General features: G+C 61.2%; 17 protein-coding genes. 8 read left to right on the top strand and 9 right to left on the bottom strand.

Annotated features, from left to right (window positions below; translation table 11 throughout):
- Positions 1 to 163: 163 nt before the first annotated feature.
- Together NKJ91_RS27705 and NKJ91_RS27710 are read left to right on the top strand one after the other, a co-directional pair.
- Positions 164 to 2,131 (top strand): pilus assembly protein TadG-related protein, encoded by a 1,968-nt coding sequence (locus NKJ91_RS27705; protein ID WP_502903640.1) that lies wholly within the window; start codon positions 164 to 166, stop codon positions 2,129 to 2,131.
- 119 nt (positions 2,132 to 2,250) lie between these two features.
- Positions 2,251 to 2,883 carry a LysE family translocator gene (locus tag NKJ91_RS27710; protein ID WP_352458062.1) on the top strand — a complete coding sequence of 211 codons (633 nt, stop codon included), beginning with the start codon at positions 2,251 to 2,253 and terminating at the stop codon, positions 2,881 to 2,883.
- A 6-nt stretch (positions 2,884 to 2,889) separates the two neighbouring features.
- On the opposite strand, the gene NKJ91_RS27715 is transcribed toward NKJ91_RS27710, so the two are convergent.
- A complete protein-coding gene (locus tag NKJ91_RS27715; RefSeq protein WP_352458063.1) occupies positions 2,890 to 3,714 on the bottom strand; it encodes a DUF2189 domain-containing protein in 825 nt (274 codons plus the stop codon).
- Positions 3,715 to 3,857: 143 nt separating this feature from the next.
- Positions 3,858 to 4,562, bottom strand: a complete 705-nt coding sequence (locus NKJ91_RS27720) for a glutathione S-transferase family protein (protein WP_352458064.1) — start codon at positions 4,560 to 4,562, stop codon at positions 3,858 to 3,860.
- 106 nt (positions 4,563 to 4,668) lie between these two features.
- Here NKJ91_RS27720 and NKJ91_RS27725 point away from each other — a divergent pair, with 106 nt between their 5' ends.
- Positions 4,669 to 5,034, top strand: coding sequence for a winged helix-turn-helix transcriptional regulator (locus NKJ91_RS27725; RefSeq protein ID WP_352458065.1), 366 nt, complete (start codon positions 4,669 to 4,671; stop codon positions 5,032 to 5,034).
- A 275-nt stretch (positions 5,035 to 5,309) separates the two neighbouring features.
- Here NKJ91_RS27725 and NKJ91_RS27730 read toward each other — a convergent pair whose 3' ends face one another.
- The gene (locus NKJ91_RS27730) at positions 5,310 to 5,759 is read right to left on the bottom strand and encodes an SgcJ/EcaC family oxidoreductase (RefSeq protein ID WP_352458066.1); all 450 of its coding nucleotides are present in this window, start codon (positions 5,757 to 5,759) and stop codon (positions 5,310 to 5,312) included.
- Between the two features lie 62 nt (positions 5,760 to 5,821).
- Here NKJ91_RS27730 and NKJ91_RS27735 point away from each other — a divergent pair, with 62 nt between their 5' ends.
- Together NKJ91_RS27735 and NKJ91_RS27740 are read left to right on the top strand one after the other, a co-directional pair.
- Positions 5,822 to 6,316: a MarR family winged helix-turn-helix transcriptional regulator gene (locus tag NKJ91_RS27735; RefSeq protein WP_051406070.1), complete on the top strand. Its 495-nt coding sequence runs from the start codon at positions 5,822 to 5,824 to the stop codon at positions 6,314 to 6,316.
- A gap of 189 nt (positions 6,317 to 6,505) precedes the next feature.
- Positions 6,506 to 7,021 (top strand): CAP domain-containing protein, encoded by a 516-nt coding sequence (locus NKJ91_RS27740; RefSeq protein ID WP_023674330.1) that lies wholly within the window; start codon positions 6,506 to 6,508, stop codon positions 7,019 to 7,021.
- 44 nt (positions 7,022 to 7,065) lie between these two features.
- Here the strand turns inward: NKJ91_RS27740 and NKJ91_RS27745 are convergent, their stop codons facing one another.
- From NKJ91_RS27745 to NKJ91_RS27765, 5 genes are all read right to left on the bottom strand, one after another.
- A complete protein-coding gene (locus NKJ91_RS27745) occupies positions 7,066 to 9,753 on the bottom strand; it encodes an EAL domain-containing protein (protein WP_352458067.1) in 2,688 nt (895 codons plus the stop codon).
- A gap of 173 nt (positions 9,754 to 9,926) precedes the next feature.
- Positions 9,927 to 11,462, bottom strand: a complete 1,536-nt coding sequence (locus NKJ91_RS27750; RefSeq protein ID WP_352458068.1) for a DHA2 family efflux MFS transporter permease subunit — start codon at positions 11,460 to 11,462, stop codon at positions 9,927 to 9,929.
- A gap of 304 nt (positions 11,463 to 11,766) precedes the next feature.
- The gene (locus tag NKJ91_RS27755; protein WP_352458069.1) at positions 11,767 to 12,945 is read right to left on the bottom strand and encodes an HlyD family secretion protein; all 1,179 of its coding nucleotides are present in this window, start codon (positions 12,943 to 12,945) and stop codon (positions 11,767 to 11,769) included.
- Positions 12,942 to 13,421: a MarR family winged helix-turn-helix transcriptional regulator gene (locus NKJ91_RS27760; protein ID WP_352458076.1), complete on the bottom strand. Its 480-nt coding sequence runs from the start codon at positions 13,419 to 13,421 to the stop codon at positions 12,942 to 12,944. The genes NKJ91_RS27755 and NKJ91_RS27760 overlap by 4 nt, the downstream gene beginning before the upstream one ends.
- A 156-nt stretch (positions 13,422 to 13,577) precedes the next feature.
- Positions 13,578 to 14,486: a LysR substrate-binding domain-containing protein gene (locus NKJ91_RS27765; protein WP_352458070.1), complete on the bottom strand. Its 909-nt coding sequence runs from the start codon at positions 14,484 to 14,486 to the stop codon at positions 13,578 to 13,580.
- 140 nt (positions 14,487 to 14,626) lie between these two features.
- Between NKJ91_RS27765 and NKJ91_RS27770 the strand changes: the two genes are divergently transcribed.
- Entirely contained in the window at positions 14,627 to 16,015 is a 1,389-nt protein-coding gene (locus tag NKJ91_RS27770) for an FAD-binding oxidoreductase (RefSeq protein WP_352458071.1), read from the top strand.
- A gap of 40 nt (positions 16,016 to 16,055) precedes the next feature.
- On the opposite strand, the gene NKJ91_RS27775 is transcribed toward NKJ91_RS27770, so the two are convergent.
- Complete coding sequence (locus NKJ91_RS27775; RefSeq protein ID WP_352458072.1) at positions 16,056 to 16,991, bottom strand: bifunctional helix-turn-helix transcriptional regulator/GNAT family N-acetyltransferase; 936 nt, start codon at positions 16,989 to 16,991, stop codon at positions 16,056 to 16,058.
- Between the two features lie 217 nt (positions 16,992 to 17,208).
- On the opposite strand from NKJ91_RS27775, the gene groES reads away from it, so the two are divergent.
- A complete protein-coding gene (gene groES, locus NKJ91_RS27780) occupies positions 17,209 to 17,505 on the top strand; it encodes a co-chaperone GroES (protein ID WP_006203049.1) in 297 nt (98 codons plus the stop codon).
- Positions 17,506 to 17,567: 62 nt separating this feature from the next.
- The coding region (locus NKJ91_RS27785) for a TCP-1/cpn60 chaperonin family protein (RefSeq protein ID WP_352458073.1) at positions 17,568 to 18,106 on the top strand (539 nt) is incomplete at its 3' end.

Here is an 18,106-nt window from a genome sequence, read left to right on the forward strand (position 1 = left end):
TCTGTCACCAGCTTTCGTTGTGCCCGCAAGATTGCCGCCCGGGGACGCCGGCGAGGACGTGTGGTTAACGGGCATTGAAAAACCGTGTCGACCTTGAACGCATTTCAGCAATCGGAAATTTAAACATGCATGGCATCGTCCGGGAGAAATGGGGCGGGCGGGAATGCTGAAGGCAATAATCGGTGAATTCCGACACGACAGACGTGGCAACTACTCGTTAATGACTGCAATCACCATTGTGCCGCTGATGGCCGGTCTGGCGCTCAGTGTCGATTACGGGGAGTTGCTGCGCCAAAAGCACGAAACGCTGAACGCACTTGATGCGGCCGGCCTCGCCGCTGCCCAGCAGATCGTTGCCGGCGCCAGCGACGACGACGTCAAGGCCTACGCCAAGACATTTTTCGAAACCAATCTCGCACGTATCGACCCGGCGAACACAACGCTGACCGTCACGCTGCCCAACAACAATGCCGGCGGCGGCACCTTGAAGCTCTGCGCCGGCCTCACCTTCCACCCCTATTTTCTACCGGCCGCCAGCCTGCTGATCGGCGGCACGGCAAGCGACACGACCTTCACCGAATGTTCGGAACTCCGCCTCAAGAACACCCTCGAAGTCGCGCTTGTACTGGATAATTCCGGCTCGATGAGCGATCTCGGCTCCGGCACCGGCGAGAAGCGAATAGACCTGCTGAAGTCGGCCGCCAAGCAGCTTGTCGATACGCTGGCGCTTCAGGCGCAGCAGATGAAGCAGATCACCAAACCGGTGCAGTTTTCTCTCGTGCCGTTTGCGGCCTCGGTCAATGTCGGCCCTACCCACGACCAGGACGGCTGGATGGATCAGGACGGCATCTCCCCGATCCAGCACGAGGATTTCGACTGGACGACGATGAGTGCCGCCAACAATCCGGACAAATATGCCGAGAAGCTCAACGGCGTCTGGTACAAGCGCGGCACCGGCTGGGGCGAGACCAAGGACCAGCCGCTGACGCGTTTCAGCCTCTACGCCGACATGACGGTCGAATCGGGCCGCGAAGAGGTACCCAATTCGAAGCAATATGTCTGCGACACATACAAGAAGAACGGCACCTGCCAGTACGGCCACTGGAGCGCACCGGAATATATCTACACCACAAGCCGCTATGCGAGCTGGCAAGGTTGCGTCGAAGCACGGCCATATCCCTACAATGTCGACGACACCACGCCCGATACAGCCGCGCCGGCCACGCTTTTCGTGCCGATGTTCGCCCCGGATGAGGCTGGCACTCTGTGGCTCGATTTCAACCGTGACGGCATCAACGACGTCATCAGCACGTCCTACAATTACGGCAACAACTGGTGGGCCGATTGGCCCTATGTCGCCGGTCCTACGGCTTCCCAGCGCCAGTCTGACATGCGCAAATATTTCCTGGTAAAACCATACGGTTCGCAATCCGCAGCCGCGGGCGATGGGCCGAATTCCTCCTGCACCACCAACCCGATCACGCCGTTGAAGGACGTCAGCCAGGACGCAGAGAAGCAGGAGATCAAGGACGCCATCGACGCCATGGCGCCGAACGGCAACACCAACGTGCCGGAGGGCCTTGCCTGGGGCTGGCGAACTGTATCGAGCAACCCACCGTTCACCGATGGTCGGCCGAACAGCGAGAGGGGCAACGACAAGGTGGTCGTGGTGCTGACCGACGGAGCCAATACTTATGGTGCCGTCAGCGACGGCAGCTACGCCAACAACAGGTCGACCTACGCCGCCTACGGCTACACTGGGCTGACCTATCCGGGATCTGGAAGCGTAACCCGCCTGTTCATGAATACCAGCACCGATATCGGCAAGACCACCTATACCGGTGCCAACTACACGGCAGCACTCGACGAGCAGATGAAAACGCTCGGCGCCAATGCAAAGAATTCGAACATTCTGGTGATGACAGTGGCGCTCGACCTGTCGCCCACAGATGCCGGCGACAAGAAGGCAATCGATGCGCTGAAGGCGTGTTCCTCGGATTCGCGCTTCCGCAAGGATCCGGCGGACCCGAGCAAGCCGGCCAAGCTGTTCTGGAATGCGACGGGCGCGACGCTGTCCGACAATTTCAAGGAAATCGCCAACGAATTGTCGAACCTGCGCATCGTCGGCTGAAGGCGATGGGATTGGCAACTAAGGCAGGGGGCCCGGCGCGCTGGCGCAAAGGCTCCTGCCGTCATGCCCTTGCGGGTGATGGAAGCATGTGGTGAGTGTCCCCACCCGGAGATGCGCTCTTGCCTGAACCCGCCAACCACCTTGCCTTTGCGCTGGTCTGCCTCGGCATGGTGCTGACGCCCGGCCCGAACATGATCTATCTGATCTCGCGCTCGCTGTCGCAAGGGCCGAAGGCCGGGCTGATCTCGCTGGGCGGTGTGGCGCTCGGTTTTTTGTTCTATGTGCTGTCGGCGGCGTTCGGCATCACCGCGCTGCTGCTCGCCGTGCCCTTTGCCTATGATGTGCTGCGCCTTGCCGGCGCGCTTTATTTGCTGTGGCTCGCCTGGCAAGCGGTGAAGCCCGGCGGGCGCTCGCCCTTCCAGATCCGCGAACTGCCGAAAGACAGGCCGCGCAAGCTGTTCGCCATGGGCCTGATGACCAACCTGCTCAACCCGAAGGTGGCAGTGCTCTATCTGTCGCTGCTGCCGCAATTCATCAGCCCCGGCAAGGGCCACGTGCTGTCGCAGCTTCTGGTGCTCGGTGCCACGCAGGTCGCGATCAGCCTGACCGTCAACGCCATCATCGCGGTGACGGCCAGCTCGATCGCCATCTTCCTCGCCGGGCGGCCGCTATGGCTGGTGATCCAGCGCTGGATGATGGGCACGGTGCTGACCGCGCTGGCCGTCAAGATGGCAACCGACGCGCAACGCTGATCGGTCCTACATCGGCCGCCTGACCTGCTGTGCCCGCTCCGGTTCGACCACCCTGCGGTAGAGATGCCAGGTCGCGTGGCCAAGGATGGGCATGACGACGGCAAGCCCGGCAAATAGCGGGATCGAGCCGATGACCAGGAGCACGGCGACCATCAGGCCCCACAGCGCCATCTGCAGCGGGTTTGTCATAACTGCCCTTGCCGACGTCTCGACTGCCGAGACCGCGCCGACATCGCGGTCGAGCAGCAGCGGAAAGGCGACGACAGTCGTCGCCAGCACGATCACGGCGAAGGCGAACCCGGCCAGGTTGCCGAGCAGGATCAGCGTCCAGCCCTTGCTGGTCGTCAGCACCTCGCGAATAAAGCCGACGATAGAGGCCGGAGGCTGATTGCCGTACAGGCTGGTGTAGATCGATTGCGCGGTGAACAGCCAGAGCAGGAACAGTACCACCAGCATGATACCGATGACTGCAATCGCGGGCAGCGCCGGGGAGTGGCGCACGTCGAGCGCATGCCACCAGGATGTATCCATGCCGAACTCGCGCCGGCGGCTGATTTCGTAAAGGCCGATAGCGGCGAACGGACCGACCAAAGCGAAGCCGGACATCAGCGGATAGATGAGCTGGATGGCGTTCGAGCCCGAGGTCCACTGCGTCAGGATCAGGCCGACCACCGGATAGATCAGGCACAGGAACACATAATGCGACGGCTTGGCCCAAAAATCCTCTACGCCGAGACGGAGCGCATCGATCAGATCCTCGGTGCTGATGCGGCGCACCGTGGGCTGTACATGCATTCCACGTGCGTCCGCCATTACATGAAAGCCGGCCATAACCTTTCTCCCGTGTGTCGGGGCGGTCACCGCCAGGATGGCCGCCCGCAGCTGCCACTTCAAGAACGCCCGTATGATAGCGGATCCCGGCGTGCTTGTCGCCACCGCCCGGCGCCGGGGCGCCGGGCGGCTGAACGAGCGGATTAGGCCGCGAAGCGATCGATCACCTCGGCCAGCGGCACGTGACCGAGGCAAGCGCCTGACCCGGCGGGCTTTTCGCCAGCCTCGACAACGAGCGCGTATCGCACGGCCGGATCGGCTTCGATGCGGCGGCGTAGCGCCGCCACCCTGGGATAAGCGGCGCCGTCGACCGCCTGGTGGAACTCCGCCCAGCGCGCCACGCCGATCAGCGTGGTATCGGCAAGCGTCAGCCGGTCGCCGACCAGGAAATCCGTGTCGAGGATCATCGCCTCAAGCTGGTCATGGCGGTTGGTAACGACCTTGCGGCCGAAATCACGCAAGGTCGCCAGCAGCACCGGTTCGGCCGACTCCATTTCATATGCCGCCCAGAGCGGGGTGAAAGCGGCGGTGAAACCGGTGTTCACGAAAGCCATCAGCTGATGCATCCGGTCGCCCTCCGGCGAGCGAGGATCGAAGCTGATAAGGCGTTGCGTGTCGCGGGCTTCGAGCCAGGCGGCAATCGCCATGGTCTCGGTGAGCACCCTGCCCTCGTCCGTGATCAACACCGGCGTTTCCTGACGGCCGTTGATGCTGGCATAGGCGTCGTTCTTCATCTCAGTGAGCATATCGACGCGACACAGGCGGTAGGGTTGTCCGACGCGTTCAAATGCAGCGACAAGCCCCATCGAACTTCCCAGCGGGAAGCCGTAAAGGAGAATAGGTTCCATTTCTTTCTCTCTTCCATGTTAGGGGTCACGCTGCGCAGCGAAACTTAACCCTAAACGCTGGTCGCCCCATGTAAATTACGCACTATTCTGTAACCAGGTCCCCGCCATGAAAGATGTCGTCTCACGCTGCCCGATCGAGGAGACCATGCGTGTGCTCAGCGGTCGCTGGCCCACCTTGCTGCTCTATTATCTCAAGGACGGTACCAAGCGCTTCAGCGACCTGAGGCGTGACAATCCGACAGTGTCGCACCGCATCCTGGCGCTCGAACTACGCAAGCTGGAGGAAGCCGGGATTGTGCGGCGAACAGCGCATGCCGGCTATCCGCTACACGTGGATTACGACCTGACGGAGCCCGGTCTCAAGCTTGTGCCGCTCATCGACGCCCTGGGCGATTGGTGGGAAGATACCGAGGACGATCGGGCCGACCGGGCTACATCGACGCCGGAAGCCAAACTCGTGGCGGCGGAATAGCCGACCGGCGATCACCGCCGCAAAAAACGCCGGCGAGAGCCCAGAGCGCTCCAAGCCGTTCATACATTAGATTCCGCTAGACCAAGGCGACCGGCTATGGCGCGCGCCATTGTGGCCAGCCAAACCGGGACAAGGCACCGCCATCCGGCACCAACTCCTGTAGCATAACTCGCCAATCCCGATCACCTGACCCGCCGTTCGATCTCGTTGCCCGATCAGATCGGCTTGACCATGCTGGCTGGCTGTCGCTTTCGATCCTGACGTGAACGAAGAGCCTACTTATCCTCTTGAAGTTTCTCCTGAGACTTTGCCATTTGATCGTCCCCAAGTTCCATATTGTGCATCGTTGCAATCAACCATTTGTCATGATCCCGCGTCGCCACTACGCTGATTAATCCGCGCCGACGCGGCCATTCGTTTCCCATCGGATCGAGCGCGCCAGTCATGGACCACCGCAGGTTGAGCGTGGCAACATCAGGGCGAACAAGCTTGTTCCGCACGCTTTCGGCGGATAGATGGCTGTGCTTGAACATCTTCTCAAAAATTGGGGCATGGAACTGCTCGATCTTGTCACGCCCAGTCGCCTGCATACCGAAGACGTTTGTAAACTCGGCATCTGCCGCGAATACGGCGGCAAAGGCGCGAGCATCGTGACGATTCCAAGCTTCGATCAGCCTGTGCGCGACACTTTCCACCCCTTCAGTTCGGACGTTGCCCGTAGCCATGCTGATCTCCTGTCATATAGTTCGGTTGCCATACTATATGGGCACCATATAAGTTTGGAAAGATGGATAATCAGCCATACACGCAGTCTCTGCTTCTCTATGCTTATCAATCGTCGGCGAGCGCTTTGGTCCAGGTTCTCCGGGAGAGCGGCCATTCGGCAATCAAGCCCAAACACGGCGCTGTATTCGCCAACATCGACGCGGAGGGAACCCGACCCAGCGTCCTCGCAGAGCGTGCGGGCATTGGCAAAGCATCGATGGGTGAGTTGATCGATGAACTGGAGCGCCTCGGTTATGTTCGGCGCTCGCATGATCCGAACGACCGACGGGCCAAATTAATCGTTGCAACTAACGCGGCGCTTGCGGTGATCCGGACCGTCCACGATTTCAATCAGCGTCTCGAAGACCAATACCGGAGGCTGCTTGGTGCTCAGGCGTACGAATCGCTCCGGTCGTCACTGCAAGCGATATCCCCCAGAGAAAATTTGCAACCGAGGATACCTCGCCAGCGCTCGTCAAGCCGCAAAGATGGGGCAAAAGAAACTCTCGGTCCGTGAATGCCTGACTGGGTATCGAGCCCCTGGGCGTATCGAGCCCGAACAGCCGCCTGGGCGAATGCCGCCATCCGAGCAAGCCTGTTTCGATTGAGCAGTGAAATCAATCTGACACATCACGTCGAAACCATCATCACGCATTTTCACCGCCCTGCCCGGCAAAAGCCATGATCGCGGTTATGTCAGGCGGGCATGACCGTTACGAAAATCGAAAATTATGAGGCCCAACCAAGCCTAAGCAGGCGCGTGCTGCTCAGAGCTGCCGGCCTTGGCGCCCTTGCCGGGCTCGTCGCCTGCGCCACCGTGCTGCCCACCGGCGAAGGCGCCGGTGTCTCTGCCTCCGCCGCAGGCACGCTGGCCGGCATCCGCGCTTCGGCGGGTCTCGGGCCGCTTGTCCCCGATGCGCCGCTCGAGCAGGCGGCGCTGCAGCAGGCCGGCTATATGGCGCGCGGCGGCCGAATGAACCACACCACCGGCTGGGGCAAGGACTTTGCCTCGCGCGTCAAAGACAATGGCATTGCCGGCGCTGCCGCCGAAAACATCGCCGAAGGCCGCTTCGACCAGCAGAAGCTGTTTGATATCTGGGTGCATTCGCCAGGCCACCGCCGCAACATGCTCGACCCGCGCTTCACCCGCTTCGGCCTCGCCTATGTGCGCGACGGCCGCGACAGCACGCTTCGCTACTGGTGCCTTGTGCTCGGCAGATAACTTCCGCCATTTGGTCGGCGGAAGCCTGCAGGATGGCCGACCCGTCAGTCTTTGCGGCCGCCGCCGAGCAATTCCTCGACGTCCTGCGCACAAACCGGCCTGCTGAAATGATAGCCCTGCATTTCGTCGCAATTGTTCCTGCGCAGGAAAGCCACCTGATCATCTGTCTCAACGCCCTCGGCGATGACCCTCAGGTTGAGATTTTGCCCCAATGAAATCACCGCGCTGGCCACAGCCTGATCGTTCTCGTCGGCGGCGAGATCCTTGATGAAGGACTTGTCGATCTTCAGCCGCGCCACGGGAAAGGTCTTGAGTGCGCTGAGGCTGGAATAGCCGGTGCCGAAATCATCGATCGAGATCTGGACACCCAGGCTTTGCAGGGCGTTCATGGTGGCGACCGCCAGCTCGATATCCTGCATGATAAGGCTCTCGGTCACCTCCAGCTCGAGATACCTGGCCTCCAGGCCGCTGTCCTTCAGCGCGCTGACGATGCGATCGATCAGGTTGCGCTCCCTGAATTGCCGCGCCGACACATTCACGCAAACGGTCAAGGGCGGCAGTCCTGCGTCTTGCCAGGCTTTGTTCTGCCGGCACGCCTCATGCAGAACCCAGTCGCCGATCGGTACGATCAGACCTGTCTCCTCGGCGGTCGGGATGAACATCGTCGGCATTACCGTGCCAAGCGTTGGGTGGTTCCAGCGTATCAGCGCCTCGACCGCAAAAACCCGACCTGACCGAAGGTCCACCTGCGGTTGGTAGAGCAGCGTGAATTCCGAACGTGCCAAGGCGTTTCGCAACTCTTCCTGAAGCACGAATTTTTCATGCGCCCTGGTGTTGAACTCCGGAGCGTAAAACTGGAAATTATCGCGGCCGAACTCCTTGGCGCGATACATGGCCGCATCGGCATTTGCCAGCAGCATATCGGGATCCGTTCCATCCTTGGGATAGTTGGCAATGCCGATACTGGCCGTCGCCCGCACAAGATGCGCTCCGAGCTGAACCGGCTCGGCGAGTGCAGCCCTGAGCTTTTGCAAGGTCTCGGAAACGAGATCGACGTTCGCCGGCTGGTCGAAAAGCACGACGACGAATTCGTCGCCGCCAAGTCGCACGACGGTATCGGTCGCCCGGACGCAGTCGACCATGCGACTTGCGACGATCTTCAGGAGCTCGTCGCCGGCATTGTGGCCGAGCGTGTCGTTGACGAATTTGAAATTGTCCAGATCGATGAACACCACTGTCACCCAGCGATCGTATCGCTGGGCGTACAAGACCGCCTGTGAAAGCCGGTCCTCCAACAAGGCGCGATTGGGAAGCCCGGTCAGCACGTCATGATTGGCCATGAAGTGGATCCGGTCTTCGGCCTGTTTGCGTTCGATGGCGATCCCGGCGATGCGCGTGGTGAAATCGATGAGGCGAGTCTCGGCCTCGGTCGGTTCGCGCACCGTCATAGAATACATCGCAAAAACGCCGAGCACGGCGCCCTGATGCGACAGGATCGGCGTCGACCAGCATGAACGCAAACCGTGTGGCCGCGCGAGTTCGCGATAGTCCTGCCAAAGCGGATCCTGCATGATGTCAGCGACAATCACCGGCTCGCGCCGATAGACTGCGGTACCGCAAGACCCTGCCCTTGGGCCTACCGCGGCGCCGTCGACGGCGTCGGTGTAGTCTCTCGCCAGGCTCGGCGCGGCGGCGTGGCGCAAGTGGCTGCCATCCTTGTCGAGCAGCAAGACCGAACCGAATATCCCCGCCAGTTGGGACTCGACCAGACGCATGAGCCGCTCGAGCACGTCTTCGAGGGGAGCGCTCTTTGCGATCATCTCGAGGATATGCGCCTGCCCGTCGCGAAGGATTTCGGCCTGCTTGCGCGCAGTGATGTCGCGGGCAATGCCGACGAGGCCGAAAATGTTGTTCTGAACGTTGCTCAACGGCAGTTTCGTAGACAGGAACCATTTGCCGGTGCCTGACGCATCGACGACGAACTCCTCCTCGTCGATCATCGGCTGTCCGTCGCGCATCAGTTGCTGCTCGATGAGGCGAAATTTCTGCGCAAGATCCGGCGCGTGAAGGTCGAAGTCGCTCAGACCGATCATGTCGCTCGTGCTGTCTCGACCGCTGTCGGACGCAATGGCTCGGTTGGCGACGACGAAGCGGCTTTCGGTGTCCTTCACCCACATGTAGTCAGGCACCAGGTCGATCAGCGTCTGCAAGGAGATACGCTCGTCGACGACCAAGCGGTTGGCGCTGAGCTCGCTGATGTCCTCATGCGTGGCCACCCAGCCGCCGTCAGGCATCGGCTGATGGCAGACCTGAATTGTCCGGCCATCGGCGAGCTCGGCTGTCCAGTTCCCCGAAGCCGTGCCCGAATTGACTGCCCGGGCCAACGCCAGATAAGCGTCCGCATTCATTGCCGAGGTTCCGACAGCGACGCGCCGCTCGACGATTTCGCGCAGCGCCGCACCCGGCTGCAATTGCTCCGGTGCAAGGCGATAGATTTCCGCATAGCGTCGATTGCACAGGATCAGCCGTTCATCGGCATCAAAGAAACAGATGCCTTGCGAGATGTTCTCTATCGCGGTCTGGAACCGCAGTGCCTGGTCCTGAAGTGCCGCAATCGTGGCGCGAAGCTCGCGCTCGAGGGCCTCATATGAGGCAGTCGCCAGTTGTGCCAGCGTCGTCAAATTTGCGGATTCGGGCGCGTCGGCGGTTTGCCTGGATGACTTCGTGGCCAAACACAATTCCTCCCGCTGATGCTTGAGGCAAGCAAAGGAGGCTCGCCTTCAACCCAAAAGCGACTGCATATTGGTCCGGATATACTAATGGCAGGTGAACCTGGCTCAACGCCGACGCTACCGGCACAGGCAACGGAAGCCGTGAGCCGGTCGCGGTGCCGGAGCCGTGAGACTTAGTCCATATGCGCGGCAGGCGCGCCACCGGCGGGCGGCGCAGCCTTTGGCTTGCGCAGCAGGAAAACAAAGGGGACAGCAAGCAGTGTCATCATCATCAGCAGCTTGAAGTCATTGACGTAGGAGATCATCATCGCCTGGATATTGACCATGCGATCCATCAGCGACAGCGCCGTCGGATCGCCGCCCGCCGCTGCCGGCGATGCCGCCCAGAGGTTGGGATTGAACGGATTGATATAGGCCGAGAGCTCGGCGTGGTTGATCTGCGTGTTGCGTACCAGCAGAACCGTCACCACCGATACGCCGATCGACGAGCCAAGATTGCGCACCAGGCTGAACAGCGCCGTTGCATCGGTGCGGAAGCGTGCGTCGAGCGTGGCGAAAGCCACGGTGGACAGCGGCACGAACACCATTCCCATTCCAAGGCCCTGGATCACGCCGGAACTGAGGATAAGCCAGTTGTCCATCTGCGGCGAAAAGCTCGACATCGTGTAGAGCGATTGCGCGGTCAGCAGGAAGCCGATGACGACGAGGATCCTGGCATCGATCCTGTGCATGATCCGCCCGACGAACAGCATCGCGATCATCGTGCCGACACCGCGCGGGCCCAAGACGATGCCTATGGTGAGGGTCGGATAACCGAAGATGGTCGACAGCATTGGCGGCAGCAGCGACATGCTCGCCAGGATGAGCACGCCCATGACAAAGATGAACGCGAGCCCGGTGACGAAATTGCGATCGAGGAAGATCTTCGGGTCGATAAAGGGGTGCTCCGCCGTCAACGTGTGGATGGTGAATACCCAGAAACCGGTGATGGAAACACCAAGCTCGATCCATATCTCGATCGAGGAAAACCAGTCGACCTCGCCGCCGCGATCGAGCATCAGCTGCAGCGCGCCGACACCGAGCGAGAGCATGGCGAAGCCGAAGAAATCGAAGCTGCGCACGCGACGGGCGACGCTGGGAAGATATGCGGCCATGCCAAGGAAGGCGATGATGCCGACCGGCAGGTTGATGAAGAACACCCAGCGCCAGTTGAAATTCTCGGTCAGCCAGCCACCCAGCGTCGGGCCAAGGATTGGTCCCAGCATGATGCCCGCGCCCCAGATGGCCATGGCCTGGCCGTGGCGTTCCCTAGGGTTGATGTCGAGCAGGAAGGTCTGCGACAGCGGCACGATGGCGGCGCCGAACACGCCTTGCATGAGCCGGAACAAAACGATGGTCTCAAGGCTCCAGGCGATGCCGCACAGCATTGAAAAGACGGTGAAACCGACCACGGCCGTCAGGAACAGCTCCTTGCGGCCGAAGCGGTCGGCAAGCCAGCCGGTCACCGGCGTCATGATCGCCGCGGCAACGATGTAGGAGGTCAGCACCCAGTTGATGTTGTCGGGGGAGGCGCCGAGATCGCCGGTCATGGTCGGCAGCGCAACGTTGGCGATCGTCGTGTCGAGCGCCTGCATGATCGTCGCAAGCATGAGCGCAACTGTGATCAGGCCGCGGTGCGGTACTTCGCGAAAGGGTTCTGGGCTGCTCATGACCTAAAACTTCCAGCAGGTAACAAAAACGTGTACATTAGGTTTCCGGACGGCGAGGCCCTCGCTGTAGAGAGACCCTCATCGCGGTGGGACGCGAGCATCGATGTGGGGGTTACATCGACTGAGCGTCTCCACAAGCGGGCGCCTGCCGCCCGGAAACCTGAGGACCGAAGATCCTGCGCGGCGTTGTCTGCTCAGGCAGGCTACAGCGCAGCCCGTCTACGCATTCAACTTTTCCTGCGCCTCCCTCGGACCAATCCTGCATCCATCTCGCTGTTTGCTATGCGGCCGCTACCAGGCCTCTTTACCTGGCCTCGCCTGCCGTGGCGCGGCGGAAAATGCTCGGCAGCCCGCGGGAAACGCCGGTGTCTACCGTGACGGTCGCGCTCATGCCGGTGCGCAGCGCCGCCTTGGCGTCGGCATCGGTCAATTCCAGGCGGACCGGAATGCGCTGCGTGACCTTGACCCAGTTGCCGGTAGCGTTCTGCGCGGGCAGCAGCGAGAACTCGGCGCCGGTGCCGGCGCCGATCGCCTTGACGGTGGCTTCGAACGTCTTGCCCGGATAAGTATCGACCATGATTTCGGCCTTCTGGCCGGGTTTCATGTTGGTGAGCTGGGTTTCCTTGAAATTGGCGTCGACCCAGGTGTCGCCGGTCTCGACCAGCGAAAACAGCGGCGTGCCCGAACCGACATACTGGCCGACCTTGAACGAAGCGGCCTGGCTGATGATGCCGTCGGCAGGTGCCTTGACCGTAGTCTGGACCAGATCGTAGGCCGCCTTGTCGCGTGCGGCGAGCGCCGCCATTACCGTTGGATGCTTGTCGGTCTCGATGTCGGGATTGCCGCCAAGTGCCGCCTTGGCGCTGACGATCCCTTGCTGGGCCACGGCCAGCTGCTGCTTCGCCTTGTCGAGGTCGTTCTTGGCTTCGTCCAGAGACGACTTGGCGTTGATGCCCTTCTGGGCAAGGTCGGCGGCGCGGTCATATTGCGACTGCGCGTACTGGACCTGGCTTTCGTCGGACTTCTCCTGCGCCAGCGCCTGGCTGTAGGCCGCACGCAACTGCTCGACATTGAGCCGTGCGCCGGCCACCGCCGCGTCGGCCTGGGCCAATGCGATCCGGTAGGGCTCGGGAGCGATAGCGAACAACACGTCGCCCTGCTTGACAGACTGGTTGTCGAAAATATCGACCTGAACGATGCGGCCCGCCGTATCGGCGGCTATCGACACCTTGGCCTGCTGCAGATTGGCGTTCTCGGTCTCCTGATAGCGGCCGCCGGTCACCCAGACATAGCTGCCGCCGGCGATCAACGCAGCGGGCAGCACAAACATCAAAAGGAAGCGGCCGGCACGGCGCTTCTTCTTCGGCGCCACCGGTGCCGGAGCTATCTGCGGAGCGACCGTTACCGGAGCTGCCGCCGGCTTCGCGGGAGCTTCCATCTCCAGCTTGGCCGCATTCTCATCTAGTTTGGCTACCGCGTTCATCCTGCTGCGCCTTCCGTATTCTTCACTTTTTCCGAGGGCGGCGTCTCACCATCTGCAAGATTCTGCACCATTGTCTCCAGCGCCCTGACCAGGACGCGGCGATCTTCCGGCGAAACGCCAACGAGCGATTCCTCATAAACCTCGCCGGCAAGGCTCTTGACGTGGGTGTAGGCCGCGTTCGCCTTGGCGGTCGGGAAAATCATGCGCACTCGCCTGTCGGTTGCGTCGGAACGGCGCTCGATCCAGCCGCCCTCCTCCATGCGATCGACAAGACGCGAGACGCTGATCGGCTCGATTTCGAGAAGCTCGGCAAGCCGCGCCTGCGCGACACCCGCCTCCTTGGCGACACGTACCAGAAGCCGCCATTGCGCCGAAGAAAGGCCGAAACCACTGGCGCGCGCCTCGAAGCGCTTGCGCATCAGGCGCTGCACGTCGTGGATCAAAAAGCCCAATCTGTCGATGCCTTCGGAAACCATGAGCGGCATATATAATAAGCGTGCTCATAATTCAAGGAGCCGGATTGTGCCAGAAGCCGGCAAGTGTGCATGGCAGTCGGTGCAGGGCGATCGTGGTTAGCAATTTATTACGCCGGGCGCTTGTGACGAGCATGCAGAAGATCGGCGTTCAGGTGCTCAGACTATCGATCTCATCCAGGCGGAAAACGCTTCGATATGCGCTTGTCGGGGGTGATTGGGTACGCAGGCAAGGTAAAAGCCATAGCCTGGCAGACAGAGATCATGTGCCTTGACTAGCCTGCCAGCCTCGAGTTCGCCACTGACGACCACATCGCTGCAGATAGCGATACCTTGGCCTGCCGCTACCGCGTCAATCGCGTGCAGCTCTTCGCGGAAGCTTAGGTCCCATGCCTGGTTGGCATTGGGGATGCTGGGATCGATCGAGCGTGCGATCGCCAGCCATCGTTGCCAAGTCGGCGCTTCCGGGTCGCGGTTCGTCCAATTGAAATGGATGAGCGGGTATTGCAGCAGATCGGCGGCGCGCTCGATCTGTCGGTCGCCTCCTGCGAACAGCTCCGGGCTGCATACCGGAAAGAATGCGTCCCGAAAAATTTCCTGCGCGGGAACATCCCGCGGCATCCTGCGCGCATAGCGGATCGCGACGTCGGCGTCACCGGCTCGCAGGTCCAGAACGGCGTCTGTCCCGATGATCTCCAGTGGAATGTTCGGATGCTGTTCGCGCCACTTCGACAGGCGCGGAACCAGCCATCGGCTGGCAAATGCATTTGGGCTCGTCACGCGCAACGGGCGTTGGCCAACTCCGGCCGAGGCTGATGCTATTGCCGCGGCGAAAGCATCGAAGCCGCTGCAAATTACCGGGAATAGCCGTTCGCCCACGCCTGTGAGCACGAGCGGTCGTGGGCGCCGCCGGAACAGCAGTTGCCCACAGACCTCCTCCAGCAATCGAATCTGGTGGCTGATGGCCGTTGGCGTCACTCCGAGTTCCGTCGCGGCCTTCCTGAAGCTCATCAGCCTGGCAGCGGCTTCGAAGGCGCGAAGCGACCCGAGCGGCGGAAGTTTTCTCATCCAGGCAGTTTAGATGAATTTAGCTCATCCAGCGACTGAGATATTCGATTTTGCAGCGAATGGCGCCGCATGAGATCATTATGATCCGGTGAACGACAGCGGCCTGTCCAACCGTGCTGGATCACGAAGGGTATCCCTCGATGAGCATGTTCAAGCTTATAGACGGTTCCGAGCCGACGTTGCAGGCGCCAGATATCGCCCGGCTCAGGCAGGCGATTAGCGGCGATCTGATCCTTGCGGACGACCCTGGCTATGACCAGGCGCGCAGAGTTTGGAATGGCATGGTCGATAAGAGGCCGGCGGCTGTCTTCTATTGCGCCGAATCCAGCGATGTCGTCACGGCCGTCAACTTCGCCCGATCGCAAGGCTTCCTCGTCGCCGTCCGCGGCGGTGGTCATAACGTCGCCGGCAGTTCGGTATGCGACGGCGGCTTGGTGATCGATGTGTCACGCATGAAGCGGATCGAAGTCGACCCGATCCGCCGTGTTGCGCGCGCAGAAGCCGGCCTGAACCTGGGCGAGTTCGACGCAGCCACACAGGTCCATGGTCTTGCGACGACCATGGGTGTCAACGCGGATACCGGCATAGCCGGACTGACACTCGGCGGCGGGTTCGGCAAGCTTGGCCGCAAACATGGACTGAGCTGCGACAACCTTGTCGCTGTCGAAATCGTGACGGCGGACGGCCGGTTGCTCACGGCAAACGCGGCCGAAAATGCAGATTTGTTCTGGGGCATTCGGGGCGGCGGCGGCAATTTCGGAATAGTCACCACCTTCGAATACAAGCTCCATCCCGTGGGTCCGCTCCTCATCGCGGGATCGATGCTATACCGCTACGAAGAGGCACGCGAAGCGATGCGGTTCTATCGTGCGTTCTCGAGCGGCGCCCCGGATGAGCTGAGCCTGGATGCAGCACTTGTGACGGCGCCCTCGGGCGAACGCTTCTTCAGCATATCGGCGTGCTACATCGGCCCACTCGACGAAGGCCAGCAAATCATTCAACCTCTGAGAGAGTATGGCACGCCAGTTGAGCGCCGGATTGCTCCTGTCCCCTATCTTCAAATCCAATCGGCCGGGGACAGCCTCTTTCCGCGCGGGCGGCGCTACTACTGGAAGGCGCAGTTCATGCGCGAAATCACAGATCAGGCGATCGATACCATGCTTGCGGCTTACATGACTGCACCCAGCGAATCGCTTCTAGTCCTGCAGCAGGTTGGCGGCGCCATCTCGCGAGTACCGATGGACGGAACGCCCTACGCCAACAGAGATGCACTTTACGATTGCTTCCCGATATCGATCTGGGACAATCCGTCTGACGACGAAACGCACATCCGATGGGCGCGCGACCTGTGGGATGCAATGAGACCGTTCTCGACCGGCGGCGTCTACGCGAATAATCTCGGCGAAGAGGGCACTGATCGGGTTCTGGCGGCTTACGGCGAGAATTATCCGAGGTTGGCCGCACTAAAGAACAAGTATGATCCCACCAATTTCTTTCGCTTGAACCAAAACATTAAGCCTGCGACCTGAGCGACCGCCCCAGGCCGATGCTCGAAATTCTGCGGCGCTGCTACAGCTCCAAATTCCAGTTCTGGCCGACCAGATCCTTGCCGAAGGAATGGTGGCGCTCCTCGTTGGTCAATTTAAAGCCCGCAGCCTCATAGATGTGGCGAGCGGCGGCGAGCACGCCGTTGGTCCACAGCGTCAGTGTCCTGTAACCCCTGGCGCGGCAAAAGCCGACACATTCCTCGACCAGCCGCTTGCCGATGCCGAGGCCGCGCGCCGACGGCTCGACATAGAGCAGGCGCAACTTCGCCACCGCGTCCGACTGGCGCACGACGAAGACCGAGCCGACGACCTCCCCTTCCCGCTCGGCGATCCAGCTGCGTTCCCATTTCGGATCGAAGGATTTGACGAAGGCACCGAGGATTTCGGCGACCAGCGCTTCATAGGTTTCGTCCCAGCCATATTCCTGCGCGTAGAGCAGGCCCTGGCGATGAATGATCCAGCCGATGTCGCCGACTTGCAGAGGCCGCAGCATATAGGGAATTTTGGGCTCGGCGCTTCCGCCCAACAAACGCTGCACCGTCTGCATGGCCTTGACCAGCCTGTCCTGTTCGGCAACCGAAAGCCGTTCGAGCAAAGCCGCGACCTGGTCGTGCGAACCCTGGTTCAGCGGCGCGAAGGCCTGCCGCCCGGCCTTGGTCAGCGCGATCGACGAGCGCCGCGCATCCGCCTCGATCGTGGCGCGCTCGACCAGATCATGCTCCTCGAACTTCTTCAGCAGCCGGCTGAGATAACCGGCATCGAGGCCGAGATCGCGCGCAAGGTCGGTGGCGGTCAGGCCATCGCGATGCGCCAGCTCATAGAGCACCCGCGCCTCGGTCAGCGAGAAAGTGCTTTTCAGCAGCCCTTCGTCGAGCAGCCCGATCTGGCGGGTGTAGAAGCGGTTGAAGGCCCGCACCGCGTCGATCCGCTCCTTGCCTGGGTGATCATGAATGGTCATGGCATCCTCCTCCCGGCAAGATCAGCGATTTAGTTGACTTAGTCAAGTATCCGTTTGAAGCAATTGTCCTGATGATGCTCACCGGGCGCCTTGACTCGCGCGAGTTGCCAGCCTATTTCAGCGCCACGTTAGCACTCCCCCAAGATGAGTGCTAACCACATGTCCGGCGCCGCCGGACGGAGGAACTGTTCTCACCATTCTCATCGAGGAATAAAAAATGGCAAAGTCGAAGTTCCGCCCGCTTCATGACCGCGTGGTCGTTCGTCGGGTCGAATCCGAATCCAAGACCGCGGGCGGGATCATCATCCCCGATACGGCTAAGGAAAAGCCGCAGGAAGGCGAGATCATCGCCGTCGGTTCCGGCGCCCGCGACGAAGCCGGCAAGCTCGTTCCGCTGGACGTCAAGGCCGGTGACCGCATCCTGTTCGGCAAGTGGTCGGGCACCGAAGTCAAGCTCAATGGCGAAGACCTTCTGATCATGAAGGAATCCGACATCATGGGCATCATCGGCTGAATACCGGCCTCACCCTCGTTTAAATCTTCGGGCTCAATCCAAGCCCCTGCCAGGAGCTAAAAATGGCTGCCAAAGACGTAAAATTCTCCCGCGACGCTCGTGAGCGCATGCTGCGCGGCGTCAACATCCTCGCCGACGCGGTGAAGGTCACGCTCGGCCCCAAGGGCCGCAACGTCGTCATCGACAAGTCGTTCGGCGCACCGCGCATCACCAAGGACGGCGTCACCGTCGCCAAGGAAATCGAGCTTGAGGACAAGTTCGAAAACATGGGCGCGCAGATGGTCCGCGAAGTTGCTTCGAAGACCAACGACATCGCCGGCGACGGCACCACCACCGCGACCGTTCTGGCACAGTCGATCGTCCAGGAAGGCCACAAGTCGGTTGCCGCCGGCATGAACCCGATGGACCTCAAGCGCGGCATCGACCTCGCCGTCGCCGACGTCGTCGCGACGCTGATCAAGAACGCCAAGAAGATCAAGACCTCGGAAGAGGTTGCCCAGGTCGGCACCATCGCCGGCAATGGCGACGTGTCGGTCGGCTCGATGATCGCGGAAGCGATGCAGAAGGTCGGCAATGAGGGCGTCATCACCGTCGAGGAAGC

The organism is Mesorhizobium sp. M0040 (assembly GCF_040323505.1).
Classification (GTDB): domain Bacteria; phylum Pseudomonadota; class Alphaproteobacteria; order Rhizobiales; family Rhizobiaceae; genus Mesorhizobium.

What these genes read in the sequence shown, in the direction of transcription:
- NKJ91_RS27705 (WP_502903640.1), top strand. Translation starts at nt 164, where the DNA reads ATGCTGAAGGCAATAATCGGTGAATTCCGACACGACAGACGTGGCAAC.
- NKJ91_RS27750 (WP_352458068.1), bottom strand. Translation starts at nt 11,462, where the DNA reads ATGAGCAGCCCAGAACCCTTTCGCGAAGTACCGCACCGCGGCCTGATC.
- NKJ91_RS27730 (WP_352458066.1), bottom strand. Translation starts at nt 5,759, where the DNA reads ATGGCTACGGGCAACGTCCGAACTGAAGGGGTGGAAAGTGTCGCGCAC.
- NKJ91_RS27775 (WP_352458072.1), bottom strand. Translation starts at nt 16,991, where the DNA reads ATGACCATTCATGATCACCCAGGCAAGGAGCGGATCGACGCGGTGCGG.
- NKJ91_RS27755 (WP_352458069.1), bottom strand. Translation starts at nt 12,945, where the DNA reads ATGAACGCGGTAGCCAAACTAGATGAGAATGCGGCCAAGCTGGAGATG.
- NKJ91_RS27770 (WP_352458071.1), top strand. Translation starts at nt 14,627, where the DNA reads ATGAGCATGTTCAAGCTTATAGACGGTTCCGAGCCGACGTTGCAGGCG.
- NKJ91_RS27740 (WP_023674330.1), top strand. Translation starts at nt 6,506, where the DNA reads ATGACCGTTACGAAAATCGAAAATTATGAGGCCCAACCAAGCCTAAGC.
- NKJ91_RS27765 (WP_352458070.1), bottom strand. Translation starts at nt 14,486, where the DNA reads ATGAGAAAACTTCCGCCGCTCGGGTCGCTTCGCGCCTTCGAAGCCGCT.
- NKJ91_RS27720 (WP_352458064.1), bottom strand. Translation starts at nt 4,562, where the DNA reads ATGGAACCTATTCTCCTTTACGGCTTCCCGCTGGGAAGTTCGATGGGG.
- NKJ91_RS27735 (WP_051406070.1), top strand. Translation starts at nt 5,822, where the DNA reads ATGGATAATCAGCCATACACGCAGTCTCTGCTTCTCTATGCTTATCAA.
- NKJ91_RS27725 (WP_352458065.1), top strand. Translation starts at nt 4,669, where the DNA reads ATGAAAGATGTCGTCTCACGCTGCCCGATCGAGGAGACCATGCGTGTG.
- NKJ91_RS27715 (WP_352458063.1), bottom strand. Translation starts at nt 3,714, where the DNA reads ATGGCCGGCTTTCATGTAATGGCGGACGCACGTGGAATGCATGTACAG.
- NKJ91_RS27760 (WP_352458076.1), bottom strand. Translation starts at nt 13,421, where the DNA reads ATGGTTTCCGAAGGCATCGACAGATTGGGCTTTTTGATCCACGACGTG.
- groES (WP_006203049.1), top strand. Translation starts at nt 17,209, where the DNA reads ATGGCAAAGTCGAAGTTCCGCCCGCTTCATGACCGCGTGGTCGTTCGT.